The organism is Pseudomonas sp. ACN8, from assembly GCF_002303925.1.
GTDB lineage: Bacteria > Pseudomonadota > Gammaproteobacteria > Pseudomonadales > Pseudomonadaceae > Aquipseudomonas.
This window is the reverse complement of sequence record NZ_MRCS01000012.1, coordinates 72,557-87,366: the sequence shown is the minus strand read 5'-3', so window position 1 is coordinate 87,366 and position 14,810 is coordinate 72,557. Positions and strand designations below refer to the sequence as shown.

The following is a 14,810-nucleotide window of genomic DNA, read 5'->3' as shown; positions in this document are numbered from 1 at the left end:
TTTCAGCTATTTCTAACTTTTGTTCGACACTCCCTCAGGTAGTGGGTTTTCGAAAACCACTACATGCAGTCCGTTGTACGCCGATCAAGGATAGACCATGAGCCTCCCTTCGCTTGCTGAACTGCCCGCCATTCTCCTGCCGTTTGTCACCCGCGCCGAGCAGTCGTTCCGGGCTGCCGTCGCTGCCTTGGACGATGACCACGGTCTGTCTGCCTGGACGCCGGAGCGCTGGGCGCAATTTGCCCGCGTCACCGCCGCCAGCGATTTCGTGATTGAACAGTGTGTTCGTGACCCTTTGATGTTGCTGGGGCTGGTGCAGTCCGGCGAACTGGACCGCCGCTTCGCCCCCGGTGAGTTATGCGGGCAGATCGCGGCCGCCGTGAGCGTGGCCGAGACCGACGATCAGCTTGGCCGCGCCTTGCGTCGCCAGCGAGCCCGCCATCAGGTGCGGATCATCTGGCGCGACCTGACCCGCCAGGCCGATTTGATCCAGACCTGCCGCGACCTTTCGGACATGGCCGATGCCAGCATCGATCAGGCCTATCAATGGTTGTACCTGCGCCATTGCCAGCAGTTCGGCGTGCCGACCGGGCGGCGCAGCGGCGAGCCGCAGCAGATGGTCGTTCTCGGCATGGGCAAGCTCGGCGCCGTGGAGCTGAACCTGTCGTCGGACATCGACCTGATTTTCGCCTATCCCGAGGGTGGTGAAACCGTCGGCGTCAAACGCCCGCTGGATAATCAGGAGTTCTTCATTCGTCTGGGCCAGCGGCTGATCAAGGCCCTGGACCCGATGACCGTCGACGGCTTTGTATTCCGCGTCGACATGCGCTTGCGTCCTTACGGTTCGGCGGGCGCACTGGTGCTGAGCTTCAACGCGCTGGAGCAGTATTACCAGGACCAGGGTCGCGACTGGGAACGCTACGCGATGATCAAGTCGCGGGTGGTGGCCGGCGATCAGGTAGCCGGCGCGCAGCTGCAAGAGATGCTGCGCCCGTTCGTTTACCGGCGTTACCTGGATTTTTCCGCCATCGAAGCGCTGCGCACCATGAAGCAGCTGATCCAGCAGGAAGTGCGGCGCAAGGGCATGGCCGATAACATCAAGCTCGGCTCCGGCGGTATTCGTGAAGTCGAGTTCATTGCCCAGGCATTCCAGCTGATCCATGGCGGCCGTGATCTGAGCTTGCAGCAGCGCCCACTATTAAAGGTGCTGAGCACGCTGGAAGGTCAGGGTTATCTGCCGCCGGCCGTGATCAGCGAAATGCGTGAAGGTTACGAATTCCTGCGTTACACCGAACACGCGATTCAGGCGATTGCCGATCGCCAGACGCAAATGTTGCCCGATGGCGAGCAGGATCAGGCGCGCATTGCCTTTATGCTGGGTTTCGCCAACTGGACGGCGTTCCACGAACAGCTGATGTATTGGCGCGGCCGTATTGCCTGGCACTTCGGGCAGGTGATCGCCGATCCCGATGAAGAGCTGGGCGCCGAAAGCGAAGTGGTGGTCGGCGGTGAGTGGTTGCCGCTGTGGGAAGAGGCCCAGGACGATGAGGCCGCCTGCCGCCAGCTGGAAGAGGGCGGTTTCAAGGATGCCCCAGAGGCCTTGAGAGCCCTGGCCGGTTTGCGCGGCAGTCCACAATTGAGGGCGATGCAGCGTCTGGGGCGCGAACGTCTCGATGCTTTTATTCCGCGATTGCTGGCACAGGCCGTGGAGCATGACAATCCGGACCTGGTATTGGAACGAGTGCTGCCACTGGTCGAAGCCGTGGCCCGTCGTTCGGCGTACCTGGTGCTGTTGACCGAGAACCCCAGTGCGTTGCGGCGATTGCTGACGCTGTGCGCGGCGAGCCCGTGGATCGCCGAGCAAATTACCCGTTTTCCGCTGCTGCTCGACGAATTGCTCAATGAAGGCCGACTGTTCAAGCCGCCACTGGCGCCAGAACTGGCCGCCGAATTGCGCGAGCGTCTGACACGGATTCCCGAGGACGACCTCGAGCAGCAAATGGAAGCCCTGCGCCATTTCAAGCTGGCGCACCGCTTGCGGGTAGCCGCCTCGGAAATCGCCGGCAGCCTGCCGCTGATGAAAGTCAGCGATTACCTGACCTGGCTCGCCGAGGCGATCCTGGAACAAGTGCTGGCGCTGGCCTGGAGGCAAACGGTGGCCAAGTACGGCACACCGCTGCGCACCGATGGCACCTTGTGCGATCCCGGCTTCATCATTGTCGGTTATGGAAAAGTCGGCGGCCTGGAACTCGGGCATGGTTCGGACCTGGACCTGGTGTTCATCCACGACGGCGATCCGCAGGCTGAAACCGATGGCGTCAAACCCATCGACGGCGCGCAATTTTTCACCCGGCTGGGGCAGCGGATCATTCACTTGCTGACGGCGCAGACCAACTCCGGGCAGCTGTATGAAGTGGACATGCGCCTGCGGCCTTCCGGCGCGTCGGGCTTGCTGGTGAGTTCCCTGGGGGCGTTTGCCCGTTATCAGGAGAACGAAGCCTGGACCTGGGAGCACCAGGCGCTGGTGCGGGCGCGGGTGTTGGTGGGCAGTCAGGATGTCGGCCAGGCCTTCGAGAAAGTCCGTGCTGCGATATTGGGCAAGACGCGTGACCTGCCAACCCTGCGCCAGGAGGTCAGCGAGATGCGCGCCAAGATGCGCGATAACCTGGGCAGCAAGAGCACCGCGGCCGGCACCGGGGCAAATGCCTTCGAAGCCACGGCGCCGTTCGATATCAAGCAGGACGCCGGAGGTATCGTCGATATTGAATTTATGGTGCAATACGCGGCCCTGGCGTGGTCCGAAACACACCCGCCATTGCTGCGCTGGACGGACAACATCCGCATTCTGGAAGAGCTTGAGCATGAAGGGCTGATGCCCGTCGAAGATGCCAGCCTGTTGCGTGAAGCGTATAAAGCGTACCGTTCCGCCGCCCACCGGCAGGCCTTGCAGAAGGGCCCGGGGGTGATTCCGGGCGACCAGTTCGCGGACGAACGGCGGCAGGTCATGCGGATCTGGCGTGAGCTGGGGCTAAGCTGAAACGGGATATTTGATACGCCAATATCCCCTGTAGGAGCGAGCTTGCTCGCGATGAACTTGAGAGCGCAGCGGGGTGCCAGACTTGCCGCGTTATCGTTAACGACCATCGCGAGCAAGCTCGCTCCCACAGTAGATCTGCAGTGTCATGCGGATCGAGGTACACCAATACCCAATGTGGGAGCGAGCTTGCTCGCGATAGCGGAGTGACAGTCGACAGCAATGTTGAAGGTGATGACCCATCGCAAGCCACCGTGCTCCTGCAGAGATTTTCGAGGCGGGGAGGCGTAGGCCTCCCCGGTTCGTTTATGGAAACCACATGAAAATTCTGATCGTTGGGCCCAGTTGGGTCGGTGACATGGTGATGGCGCAGACACTTTTCCAGTGTCTGAAACAACGCCACCCGCAATGCGAAATCGACGTGCTGGCCCCCGAGTGGAGCCGGCCGATTCTTGAGCGCATGCCCGAAGTTCGTCAGGCCTTGAGCTTTCCGCTCGGTCACGGTGTCCTGGAGCTGGCAACGCGTCGACGCATCGGCAAATCCCTGGCCGGCCAGTACGACCAGGCGATCCTGTTGCCCAACTCCCTGAAGTCGGCGCTGGTGCCGTTCTTTGCCGGCATCCCGAAACGCACCGGCTGGCGTGGCGAATTGCGCTATGGCCTGCTCAATGATGTGCGCACGCTGGACAAGGATCGTTACCCGTTGATGATCGAGCGCTTCATGGCCCTGGCGTTCGAGCCGGGCGCTGAATTGCCAAAACCCTATCCGCGCCCGACGCTGCAGATCGACCCGGTTACCCGCGAAGCAGCGTTGGCCAAATTCGGCCTGACCCTCGACCGCCCGGTGTTGGCCCTGTGCCCCGGCGCCGAGTTCGGCGAGTCCAAACGCTGGCCGTCCGAGCATTACGCCAAGGTGGCCGAAGCGAAGATCCGCGAGGGCTGGCAAGTCTGGCTGTTCGGTTCGAAAAACGATCACGCCGTGGGCGAAGACATCCGCGCGCGGCTGATTCCCGGCCTGCGTGAGGAGTCAGTGAACCTCAGCGGCGGCACCTCGCTGGCCGAAGCCATCGACCTGATGTCCTGCGCCGATGCGGTAGTGTCCAACGACTCCGGCCTGATGCACGTCGCCGCCGCGCTGAACCGCCCGCTGGTCGCCGTCTACGGTTCGACATCGCCGGGGTTCACGCCACCGCTGGCCGAGCACGTCGAAGTCGTTCGCCTGGGTATCGAATGCAGCCCATGCTTCGACCGCACCTGCCGTTTCGGCCATTACAATTGCCTGCGCCAGCTCATGCCGCAGGCTGTGAACGAAGCCTTGCAGCGGTTGCAAGGCACTGTGGTCGAGGTCAAATAACTTGCGGGTTCTGTTGATCAAGACTTCTTCGTTGGGCGATGTCATTCACGCGTTGCCGGCGTTGACCGACGCGGCGCGGGCGATTCCCGGCATCAAATTCGACTGGGTGGTGGAAGAAGGCTTTGCCGAGATCCCGACCTGGCATCCGGCGGTGGGCAAGGTGATTCCGGTGGCGATCCGTCGCTGGCGCAAAAACATCTGGCAGACCATCAAGAGCGGTGAGTGGAAGCGCTTCAAGCAAAGTGTTCGCGCCACGAATTATGACTTGGTGATCGATGCCCAGGGCTTGCTGAAAAGCGCCTGGCTGACCCGTTACGTCAAGGCCCCGGTGGCCGGCCTTGATAAAAGCTCGGCGCGTGAGCCCATCGCTGCGCGCTTTTACGATCGACGCCTGGCCGTTGCCCGCGGGCAGCATGCGGTGGAGCGAGTGCGTCAGTTGTTCGCCATCGCGTTGGGCTATGACTTGCCCAAAGGCCTGGGTGACTACGGCCTGAATATCGAGCGCCTGGTGGAATTGCCGCGCAAGAATCCGTACGTGGTGTTTCTGCATGGCACCACCTGGGACACCAAGCACTGGCCCGAAGCGTACTGGCGCGAACTGACCGAGCGAGTCGGCTACCTGGGCGTCGGGGTGAAGCTGCCGTGGGGCAATGCGCAGGAGAAAGCCCGGGCCGAGCGCATCGCTGCCGGTTTCAAACACGCCGAAGTGTTGCCCAAGCTGAACCTGGCCGGTGTCGGCAAGGTGTTGGCGGGTGCACAAGCCTGCGTGGCGGTGGACACCGGCCTCGGCCATCTGGCCGCCGCGCTGGATGTACCGACGCTGTCGCTGTTCGGCCCGACCAATCCGGGCCTGACCGGCGCCTATGGCAAAGTGCAGATTCACTTGGCCAGCGACTTCCCTTGTGCGCCGTGCCTGCAAAAGAAATGCACTTATCAACCGACGGCTGAAGATGCCCGTCAATTTGACCTCAAACGCGAGTGGCCGTTGTGCTTCACGCGTCTGAATCCCGAGCGTGTCGCCAGCCGACTGAGCACGTTGTTAATGGCTGAGGAGCTGCGCTGATGCAATTGGCATTTGTCTTGTACAAGTATTTTCCGTTTGGCGGCTTGCAGCGCGATTTCATGCGAATCGCCCTGGAGTGTCAGAAGCGCGGCCATCAGATTCGCGTCTACACGCTGATCTGGGAAGGCGACGTACCGCCGGGTTTCGAAGTGCTGGTGGCGCCGGTCAAGGCGTTCTTCAACCATCGGCGCAACGAAAAACTCAGCGAATGGATGGAGGCGGACCTGGCCAAGCGCCCGGTGGATCGCCTGATCGGTTTCAACAAGATGCCGGGCCTGGACGTCTACTACGCCGCTGACGGCTGTTTCGAAGACAAGGCGCAGAACCTGCGTAACTCGCTGTATCGCCGTTGGGGCCGCTATCGCCACTTCGCCGAATACGAGCGGGCGGTGTTCGCCAAAGAGGCGAAGACCGAAGTACTGATGATTTCCGAGGTCCAGCAGCCGCTGTTCATCAAGCATTACGACACGCCGCTGGAGCGCTTTCACCTGCTGCCGCCGGGCATCGCCCAGGATCGTCGCCGGCCGGTGGATGCCGATGACATTCGCGCCGGGTTCCGCGCTGAATTCAATCTCAAGGACGACGAACTGCTGCTGGTGCAGATCGGCTCCGGGTTCAAGACCAAGGGCGTCGATCGCAGCCTCAAGGCGTTGGCGGCATTGCCCGCTGATCTCAAGAAGCGCACCCGGCTGTTTGTAATTGGCCAGGATGACCCCAAGTTATTCCAGATGCAGAGTGCGACATTGGGGCTGGGTGATAACGTCACCTTCCTCAAGGGCCGCAGCGATATCCCGCGTTTCCTGTTGGGTGCCGATCTGTTGATCCACCCGGCGTACAACGAAAATACCGGGACGGTTTTGCTCGAAGCCCTGGTGGCCGGCCTGCCGGTGCTGGTGAGTGCGGTGTGCGGTTATGCCCATTACATCGCCGAGGCCGATGCGGGTCTGGTGCTGGACGAACCGTTCGATCAGGCACAACTGACGCAGTACCTGACCGGCATGTTGAACGACGCTCAAGCAAGGGCGGCCTGGAGCCGCAATGGTCTGGCCTTCGCCGAAACGGCCGACCTCTACAGCATGCCGCAGCACGCGGCCGATGTGATTCTGGCGGAGCACGCTTAAATGAAGTTGATGCTGGCTGAACCGTTCAAGAGCCTCTGGGCTGGACGCGACCCGTTCGCCGAAGTCGAGGGACTCAAGGGCGAGGTGTACCGCGAGCTGGAAGCGCGCCGGACATTACGCACGGAAGTCGACGGCAACGGGTTCTTCGTGAAAATCCACCGTGGCATTGGCTGGGCCGAAATCTTCAAGAACCTGCTCACTGCCAAGCTTCCTGTACTGGGGGCCGGCCAGGAGTGGAAGGCCATTCAACGCCTCCAGGAAGTCGGCGTGCCGACCATGACCGCCGTCGCGTATGGCGAAAAGGGCAGCAACCCGGCCGACCAGCACTCCTTCATCGTTACAGAAGAGCTGGCGCCGACGGTCAGCCTGGAAGACTTCAGTATCAACTGGGTCAAGCAGCCGCCCGAGCCAAAACTCAAGCGCGCGCTGATCGCCGAAGTCGCACGCATGACCGGCATGATGCACCGTGCCGGGGTCAACCACCGCGACTGCTACATCTGCCATTTCCTGCTGCACACCGACAAGCCGGTGACTGCCGACGACTTCAAACTCTCGGTGATTGACCTGCACCGCGCCCAGACCCGTCCGGCGATCACCTCGCGCTGGCGCAACAAGGACCTGGCCGCGCTGTACTTTTCCGCGCTGGACATCGGCCTGACCCGTCGCGACAAGTTGCGTTTCCTCAAAGGCTATTTCCAGCAGCCGCTACGCCTGATACTGAGCGAAGAAGCCGGGTTGCTGAGCTGGCTCGACGGCAAGGCCAACAAGCTCTACGAGCGTAAACAGCGATACGGGGATGCGCTCTGATGTCGGGTTGGAAACTGGATCCGGCCTACAGCGAGCTGGCCGATGACTTTGGCAGCCTCGAGGCTGTGTTTGCGCTGCAAGGCGAGCGTTTGACCAGTGACGTGCTCTCGGAGGTCATCCGTGTCGAGCGCAAGGGCGTCAACTATTACGTAAAGCGGTATGTGGGCGCTGGTAAAGGCTTGCGGCGTTACCTGGGCAAGCCTCGGGTGAAGATGGAATGGCAGAACCTCAAGCGGTTCGCCAAGTGGGGCATCCCCACTGCGCAAGTGGTGGCCTGGGGGCTGGAGCGGCGCGGTGCGGCCTACGCTCGCGGCGCGATGATTACCCGGGAACTGCCGCGCACCGAAGACTTGTCGGCACTGGCCGAGCGCCGCGACCCGAAGCTGTCGGATCGCGCCTGGGTCGATACCGTCAGTCGCCAGCTGGCCCAATACACCCGGACCATGCACGACCACCACTTCACCCATAATGATTTGAAGTGGCGCAACCTGCTGATCGACGATGAGGCTCGAGTGTTTCTGATCGATTGCCCCAACGGCGATTTCTGGCGCGGTTTCTGGCTCAAGTACCGTATTACCAAAGATCTGGCGTGCCTGGACAAGGTCGCCAAGTATCAATTGTCGGCTACCCAGCGCCTGCGCTTTTACCTGCAATACCGCAACCGGACCCGGCTCAACGCCGCGGACAAAAAACGCATCCGGCACGTGGTTAGATTTTTCGAGGGACGCGAATGACTGATTTTCTGGCCGCTGAAGACCGAGCGCTGCTTGAGCGCCATGGCCTCGGCACGTTCGAGGCGCTCTGGGCCAAACAGCTCGATGCGGTGGACGAACCCAACACCGGTCGCGGCGGCTGGAGCAGCGTGTTTCGGCTGGATCTGGAAGGTCATGGTTTCTACCTCAAGCGTCAAAGCAACTACCTGACCCGCACCTTGCGTGCCCCGTTCGGCGAGCCGAGTTTCGCTCGCGAGTTTCGCAACATCTCCCGTTACCGGAAGATGGGTATTCCGGCGCTCGAAGCGGTGTTCTACGGCGAGCGCAAGGTCGATGGCGAAGTCCGCGCGATCCTGATGACCCGTGCCCTGGACGGTTGGGACGACCTCGATTCGCTGCTGCAGCGCTGGGCTCAATTGAGCCCTGAGCAGCACACGGAAATCCTCAAGGCCAGTGGCGAACTGGCCCGGCAGCTGCACGCTGCACGCCAGGTGCATGGGTGCTTTTATCCCAAGCACATTTTCATGCGCGCCACCGGCAACGGCTATCAGGCTCAATTGATCGACCTGGAAAAGACCCGGCCGCTGCTGTACGGGCAGCGTGACCGAGTCAAGGATCTGGAACCGCTGACGCGCCGCGCGCCCGAGTGGGGCGAGTCGCAGCTGCGGCAATTGCTGGCCGCCTATCTGGACCAACCGCAGGACAGCTCGCTGATCGACAGCTGGCTGCAGCGTTTGACCACGCGGCGCAGCCAGAAGGGGCCGCGCTGATGCGTTTATCCGAATTGAAGTCCGCCGGCCGCAGCCCGGCCTTGCCGCTGAGCGTTTCGCTGGCCGACGCCGCCGGCCCTGCCGAGCTGCAACTGCTGAGCCTTTTGCGGGTGTTGCCGGGGCAGCGTTATGTCGGTGCCGGCGTCTGGCGCGGCCGGCCGGTGTTGGCCAAGTTGCTGGTCGGCAGCAAGGCTGCGCGGCACTTCCAGCGTGAGCTCGATGGCGTGCGTTTGCTTGCCGCTCAAGGATTGACCACGCCGCAGCTGTTGGCCGATGGCCTGAAAGAAGGCGAGGGCGGTTGGCTGTTGTTCGAGTTTTTGGAGGGCGCCGAAAGCCTGGGTGATACCTGGAAGCAGGTTGAGCAGCAACCGGTACTGTCCGATGGGCAAGGGGCAGTGCTGGCCGAGGCGTTAGGGGCGATCGGCCAGATGCACCGCAAAGGTCTGTGGCAGGAGGACCTGCACCTGGACAACCTGCTGCGTCAGCGTGGTCGTCTGTACTTGATCGACGGCGCCGGGATTTGCTCCGAAACGCCGGGGCAGCCGCTGTCCCGGCAGAAGGTCCTGGAAAACCTCGGGGTGTTCTTCGCCCAGTTGCCGAAGTCTATTGAGCCCTTCATTGAAGAGTTGCTGGTGTACTACCTGCTCAGCAACGGCGAACACGCCTTGCCCATGGAAGCGTTGCAGAAGCAGATCGACAAGGTCCGCAGCTGGCGCCTCAAGGATTTCCTGATCAAGGTCGGCCGCGAGTGCACGCTGTTCAGTGTCCAGCGCGGGGCCTTCGAATTGCGGGCGATTCGCCGCGAGGAAGTGCCGTCGATGGTGCCTGTGCTGGAGCAGGCCGATGCCCTGCTCGATCAGGGGCATCTATACAAGACTGGCGGTGCTGCGAGCGTCGGCAAGGTCGAGGTGGATGGCCGCACGCTGGTGATCAAGCGCTACAACATCAAGGGTTTTGCCCACTGGCTCAAGCGTTTCTGGCGTCCGAGCCGGGCCTGGCATTCCTGGCGCGAAGGCAACCGGCTGGCATTCCTCGGGATTGCCACGCCCAAGCCGCTGGCGTTGCTGGAAAAGCGTTTCCTGTGGCTGCGAAGCCGGGCCTACCTGATCACCGAGTACCTGTCGGGTCCGGACATCATCGAGCGTTTTGCACCGTATGTTGAAAACGGCGACGCACCGGAAACCGAGCTGCTGGCACTGGATCACCTGTTCGCCGAGTTGATTCGCCTGCGCATCAGTCATGGCGACTTCAAGGGGCATAACCTGTTCTGGCAGCAGGATCGCTGGGCGTTGATCGACCTCGATTCGATGTGCCAGCACGGCTCTCTCGGCAGCTTCGCCCCAGCGTATGCCAGGGATCGCGCACGGTTCATGCGCAATTGGCCTGAAGGTAGTGCCCTTTATCAGGTCATTGATCAGCGGTTGCCCAAAGACATCTCCAGCGCTGCTTAAACCGCTATCGCGAGCAAGCTCGCTCCCACAGGGATTGGTGGTGAACACAAAACTTGTGAGCACTTTGGTCCAAATGTGGGAGCGAGCCTGCTCGCGAAGAGGCCCGCAAGGCCGCTCAGAAAAGCAGACAGGTTCTTGTGAACCGTCCTACGCGATCTTGGGAAGTCATGAACTGTAGCTAGAATCACCCCGATGCTAGTTTGCCTGACGTTCTCGGAGGGCAGGCTTTGACGATCAAAATGGCAGTTTCAGCGGGTGTTTTATCAGTGTCGCTAACGGGCTGCGGGACCGCCGCCACCGTCTTGCAGGATGAAGCCGAAGCCGCGCAGGGGCTGCGCAGGCAAAAGACCTATTGCCAATCCATTCCCCGGGTCTACAGCGGCCTGGCCTACGACTTCTGTGTATTGAATGCACCACCAGACCCTACGGGCATCCTTGTACCGCTTGTATTGGTGGACCTGGCCCTGTCTGGCGCGCTGGACACCGTTGTCTTGCCGTACACGATTTACCGGCAAAGCGTGGACGGCAATATTTCCATCTATTGGCGACCTGCGCGCGGATAAAAAATAACGCGAGGCCCCGGCCGCAGTTGCATGCCGCTTGCGGCTAGAGGTTTGCCGCTGCTTTTACGCTATAATCCCGCCCTTTAGCTGTCTCTCGCCCCTTGCGAGGGCACATTAATTTTTGAGGCGCTTGCGCCTGCATGCAGACTAAAGAGGCTAGACCCCTGTGGCATTGACGATTCTTGGCCTGTCCGGCGCCCTTAGCCATGATCCTTCCGCAGCCCTGTATATCGACGGCAAGCTGGTCGCGGCGGCTGAAGAGGAACGCTTCGTACGCGATAAACATGCAAAGAACCGCATGCCTTACGAATCGGCGAAATTCTGCCTGGAACAGGCCGGTATCAAACCGTCCGACGTTGACGTGGTGGCGATTCCATTCGCACCGATCAGCCTGTTCGGCAAGGCCCGCTGGCAGTACGCCAAGCGTTACTGGTACGCCCCGGACCGCGCCCTCGACGCGATCCTGATGGGCAACCGTCGCTACAAGCGCTATCGCAACAAGATCGTCTGGTGCCTGGAACAACTGGGTTTTGATCCGAAGAAGATCAAGATCGAGCCGGTCGAACACCACCTGGCCCACGCCTCCAGCGCTTATCACTGCTCCGGTTTCAAAGAGAAAACCGCGATCCTGGGCATCGACGGCAAGGGCGAGTACGCCACGACCTTCTTCGGTTATGGCGAAAACGGCAAGATCCACAAGATCAAGGAATTCTTCGATCCGGACTCCCTCGGCGGCCTGTACGGCGCGATCACCGAGTTCCTCGGTTTCGATATGCTCGACGGTGAGTTCAAGGTCATGGGCATGGCGCCGTACGGCGACGCCAGCAAATACGATTTCTCGCGCCTGGCTTCGTTCGAGAACGGCGAGCTGGTGATCAACACCGACTACGCCAACGTCATCGGCCTGCGTCGCTACAAAGAGAAGGGCAAGGGTTACTACTTCTCGCCGAAGCTGATCGAGTGGCTGGGTCCAAAGCGCGAAGGCGATATCGCTGATGAGCCTTACATTCACTACGCTGCCAGCATTCAAGCGCTGTTCGAAAAAATTGCGCTGCAGATGATCGACTACTACCTGGGCGACGTGCTCAAGCAAACCGGCAAACTGGCCTATGCCGGTGGCTGTGCGTTGAACGTCAAGCTGAACCAGAAAATCATCGCCCGCGACGACGTCAAAGAGCTGTTCGTACAGCCAGCATCCGGTGACGCCGGCACCGCAGTCGGCGCGGCGGCCTATGTGTCCCACGCCCGTGGCGTACCGGTCGAGAAGATGGAACACGTCTACCTCGGCCCGTCGTACAGCAACGAAGACGTGATTGCCGCATGCGCCCGTCACGAGAACAAGCCGACCTGGCGCAAGCTCGACAACATGCCGGAGCAGATCGCCAGGATCATGGTCGATGGCAACCCGGTCGCCTGGTTCCAGGGGCGCATGGAGTTCGGTCCGCGTGCACTGGGCGGTCGTTCGATCATCGGTTGCCCGAGCATTCCCGGCGTGGCCGACCGCATCAACCACCAGATCAAATTCCGCGAGCGCTGGAGGCCTTTCTGCCCGTCGATGCTCGACACCGTGGCGCCGCAGATGATCAAGATCGATCACCCGGCTCCGTTCATGACCTTCACCTTCGAAGTGGCGGAAGAATGGAAAACCCGCGTGCCGGAAGTCGTCCACGAGGACGGCACCTCTCGCGCCCAGGTGCTCAAGCGCGAATACAACCCGCGTTACTACGACATGATGAAAGCGCTGGAAGTGCTCACCGGCAACGGCGTGTCGCTCAACACCTCGCTCAACCGTCGTGGCGAGCCGATGATCTGCTCGCCGACCGACGCTCTGAACATGTTCTTCGGTTCGGATCTACAGTATCTGATCATGGAAGACATCCTGGTGGTCAAAGAGGGCGCAAACGCCTATGACACGTTCGGCTGAACGCCATGTGCTGCAGTTCTGCCACGGCTATGACGGGCCGTTCCTGGACTGCGCACGGCAGTACGCCAGCCTTTTCGCAGGGACCGGTTATCGCGTGACCACGGTGTTTCTCACCGGGGTTGCCGATGCCGAAGTCGCCGCGGGCTGCGCCTCCGACGAAGTGCTGTTCATGGAGTACAGCTCCAAGGCCATTCGTGGTCTGAAGCTGGGTGCCATCGGCGATCTGCGCAAGATCGCCGCCTCGCGCAACTTCAGTTTCTGCATCGCCCATCGCTTCAAGCCGATCTATATCGCCTTGCTCGGCACGTCGTTGCCGGTCATTGGCGTGCATCACGCTTTTGATGATTACAAGCGTGGCAGCCGCAAACTGTTCGCGCATGTTTTCCGCAAGCGTTTGGGTCTGCTCGGTGTGTCCGACGCCGTGCGCGACGACATGCGCCAATGCCTGCCGAAGTGGCCGGCTTCGCGGATCCAGACCTTGTACAACCGTATCGATGTGGGCGCCTTGCAGGCGACCCAAGTGTCGGCTCGCGAGGCCCGGGAAACCCTCGGTTTGGCGGCGGATGCCTGGATCGTCGGCAACGTCGGGCGGCTGCATCCGGACAAGGACCAGGCCACGTTGCTGCAGGGTTTCGCCGAGGCATTGCCGGGCTTGCCCGCCAACAGCCAGCTGGTGATTCTCGGCAAGGGGCGCCTGGAGGAAAACCTCAAGGCCCAGGCCCGGGAGCTGGGCATCGGTGACCGGGTTCTGTTCCTCGGTCAGGTGCCGGATGCGCGTAACTACTTCCGTGCCTTCGATGTGTTCGCACTGAGTTCCGATCACGAACCGTTCGGCATGGTGCTGCTGGAGGCCATGGCCGCTGGCGTACCCTTGCTGGCCACGGCGTGCGGCGGAGCGAAAGAGGTGGTGGAAGGCGTGGGCATCCTGTTCCCGTTGGGCGATGCCGAGCGTCTGGCCCAGGGGCTGCAACATCTGGCCGGCATGGATGATCAGCAACGCCGGCAGTGTGCCGAGTTGATGCTCGAGCGCTTGCGCGAACGCTTCTCCGATCGCGCGGTGCGCGATGCTTTCTGGCATTTGCCGCACGTTACCGAACTGGCACAGAGGGGCTGATGCTCAACCGATTTCAAGGCTGGCGCGAGCGTGGCTGGGCGGTCGTCGATGCCTCGACTTACGCCGAAACCTGGCAGCGTTATGGCGGCAGCGTCGCGACTCATCCAATTGTGGTCGAGCGGCTGGCGCAACTGGCTGACATTCCGGTGCGTTACCTGGCCTGGGTGCAGGGCGATGAGGTCAAGGCGGCGATCCCGACCTGGGGCCGCGACCTGGCCTTGTCCAAGGACGTGCTCAAGCGTCGCGGCAAGAAAGGTCTGTTCGACCTGGGCAACGCCGAGATCATCCTGCCGGCCGCTGCCGATACCCAGGCGCCTTTGCGCCATCGCGCGCGTTATCTGTCGGCGCTGAACGAAGGCCGTTTCGCTGGCATCAAGTTGCAAGCCGAACAGCTGGCCATGGCCCGCACGCCCGAAGAACTGTCGAAAAAATTCCGCTATAACCAGCGCCGCGAATTGCGCCTGCTGGAAGAGGCCGGTGGCGTGGTGCGGCCGGTGTCCGAATTTTCCAGCGCTGAGCTGGCGGCGATTTACTGCGACCTGTTCCAGCGCCGCTGGGGTTTCCCGGCGACGGGTGCCGAGCGCATGGCCGACGTCATCGAATTGCTGCGTGAGTTGCTGATCGGCTCGGTGATTTTTCTCAACGATGCGCCAATTGCGATTCAACTGGTGTACCGCGTCGAAACCCCGCAGTGGATCAGCGTCGAGTACATCAACGGCGGAGTCGATCCCGAGACTCGTGAGTTCAGCCCTGGCAGTGTGCTGAGTTTCCTCAATACGCAAAGCGCCTGGGAGCATGCCCGGGCGCAGGATAAACCGTTGCGCTTTTCCTTCGGTCGCGCCGACCGTGAATACAAGGATCGCTGGTGCAACCCCGTGCCGGTCTTTACCGTATGA

At 61.5% G+C, this 14,810-nt stretch carries 12 protein-coding genes; all 12 read left to right on the top strand.

Translation table 11 applies throughout. The features are described 5' to 3' along the window. The first annotated feature begins 97 nt into the window (after positions 1 to 97). The 12 genes from glnE (at position 98) to BSF44_RS09015 (ending at position 14,810) form a co-directional block, all read left to right on the top strand. Positions 98 to 3,037 (top strand): bifunctional [glutamate--ammonia ligase]-adenylyl-L-tyrosine phosphorylase/[glutamate--ammonia-ligase] adenylyltransferase, encoded by a 2,940-nt coding sequence (gene glnE / locus BSF44_RS09070; RefSeq protein ID WP_095943217.1) that lies wholly within the window; start codon positions 98 to 100, stop codon positions 3,035 to 3,037. A gap of 316 nt (positions 3,038 to 3,353) precedes the next feature. Beyond that, positions 3,354 to 4,388: a lipopolysaccharide heptosyltransferase II gene (gene waaF / locus BSF44_RS09065; RefSeq protein WP_095943216.1), complete on the top strand. Its 1,035-nt coding sequence runs from the start codon at positions 3,354 to 3,356 to the stop codon at positions 4,386 to 4,388. Between the two features lies 1 nt (position 4,389). Further along, complete coding sequence (waaC, locus tag BSF44_RS09060; RefSeq protein WP_095943215.1) at positions 4,390 to 5,451, top strand: lipopolysaccharide heptosyltransferase I; 1,062 nt, start codon at positions 4,390 to 4,392, stop codon at positions 5,449 to 5,451. Then, positions 5,451 to 6,572, top strand: a complete 1,122-nt coding sequence (locus tag BSF44_RS09055) for a glycosyltransferase family 4 protein (protein WP_095943214.1) — start codon at positions 5,451 to 5,453, stop codon at positions 6,570 to 6,572. The genes waaC and BSF44_RS09055 overlap by 1 nt, the downstream gene beginning before the upstream one ends. Beyond that, positions 6,573 to 7,379, top strand: a complete 807-nt coding sequence (gene rfaP / locus BSF44_RS09050; protein ID WP_095943213.1) for a lipopolysaccharide core heptose(I) kinase RfaP — start codon at positions 6,573 to 6,575, stop codon at positions 7,377 to 7,379. It abuts the gene before it with no gap. After that, positions 7,379 to 8,113, top strand: coding sequence for a lipopolysaccharide kinase InaA family protein (locus BSF44_RS09045; protein ID WP_095943212.1), 735 nt, complete (start codon positions 7,379 to 7,381; stop codon positions 8,111 to 8,113). Before rfaP ends, BSF44_RS09045 begins: the two co-directional genes overlap by 1 nt. Further along, positions 8,110 to 8,862, top strand: a complete 753-nt coding sequence (locus tag BSF44_RS09040) for a lipopolysaccharide kinase InaA family protein (RefSeq protein WP_095943211.1) — start codon at positions 8,110 to 8,112, stop codon at positions 8,860 to 8,862. The genes BSF44_RS09045 and BSF44_RS09040 overlap by 4 nt, the downstream gene beginning before the upstream one ends. Continuing rightward, positions 8,862 to 10,313: a lipopolysaccharide kinase InaA family protein gene (locus BSF44_RS09035; RefSeq protein ID WP_095943210.1), complete on the top strand. Its 1,452-nt coding sequence runs from the start codon at positions 8,862 to 8,864 to the stop codon at positions 10,311 to 10,313. The genes BSF44_RS09040 and BSF44_RS09035 overlap by 1 nt, the downstream gene beginning before the upstream one ends. 227 nt (positions 10,314 to 10,540) lie before the next feature. Beyond that, positions 10,541 to 10,876, top strand: coding sequence for a YceK/YidQ family lipoprotein (locus BSF44_RS09030; protein ID WP_095943261.1), 336 nt, complete (start codon positions 10,541 to 10,543; stop codon positions 10,874 to 10,876). 166 nt (positions 10,877 to 11,042) lie between these two features. Continuing rightward, complete coding sequence (locus BSF44_RS09025) at positions 11,043 to 12,800, top strand: carbamoyltransferase (RefSeq protein WP_095943209.1); 1,758 nt, start codon at positions 11,043 to 11,045, stop codon at positions 12,798 to 12,800. Continuing rightward, positions 12,784 to 13,914 (top strand): glycosyltransferase, encoded by a 1,131-nt coding sequence (locus BSF44_RS09020; RefSeq protein ID WP_095943208.1) that lies wholly within the window; start codon positions 12,784 to 12,786, stop codon positions 13,912 to 13,914. Before BSF44_RS09025 ends, BSF44_RS09020 begins: the two co-directional genes overlap by 17 nt. Continuing rightward, positions 13,914 to 14,810 (top strand): antimicrobial resistance protein Mig-14, encoded by an 897-nt coding sequence (locus tag BSF44_RS09015; RefSeq protein ID WP_095943207.1) that lies wholly within the window; start codon positions 13,914 to 13,916, stop codon positions 14,808 to 14,810. The genes BSF44_RS09020 and BSF44_RS09015 overlap by 1 nt, the downstream gene beginning before the upstream one ends.

What these genes read in the sequence shown, in the direction of transcription:
- glnE (WP_095943217.1), top strand. Translation starts at nt 98, where the DNA reads ATGAGCCTCCCTTCGCTTGCTGAACTGCCCGCCATTCTCCTGCCGTTT.
- waaF (WP_095943216.1), top strand. Translation starts at nt 3,354, where the DNA reads ATGAAAATTCTGATCGTTGGGCCCAGTTGGGTCGGTGACATGGTGATG.
- BSF44_RS09055 (WP_095943214.1), top strand. Translation starts at nt 5,451, where the DNA reads ATGCAATTGGCATTTGTCTTGTACAAGTATTTTCCGTTTGGCGGCTTG.
- rfaP (WP_095943213.1), top strand. Translation starts at nt 6,573, where the DNA reads ATGAAGTTGATGCTGGCTGAACCGTTCAAGAGCCTCTGGGCTGGACGC.
- BSF44_RS09045 (WP_095943212.1), top strand. Translation starts at nt 7,379, where the DNA reads ATGTCGGGTTGGAAACTGGATCCGGCCTACAGCGAGCTGGCCGATGAC.
- BSF44_RS09040 (WP_095943211.1), top strand. Translation starts at nt 8,110, where the DNA reads ATGACTGATTTTCTGGCCGCTGAAGACCGAGCGCTGCTTGAGCGCCAT.
- BSF44_RS09035 (WP_095943210.1), top strand. Translation starts at nt 8,862, where the DNA reads ATGCGTTTATCCGAATTGAAGTCCGCCGGCCGCAGCCCGGCCTTGCCG.
- BSF44_RS09020 (WP_095943208.1), top strand. Translation starts at nt 12,784, where the DNA reads ATGACACGTTCGGCTGAACGCCATGTGCTGCAGTTCTGCCACGGCTAT.
- BSF44_RS09015 (WP_095943207.1), top strand. Translation starts at nt 13,914, where the DNA reads ATGCTCAACCGATTTCAAGGCTGGCGCGAGCGTGGCTGGGCGGTCGTC.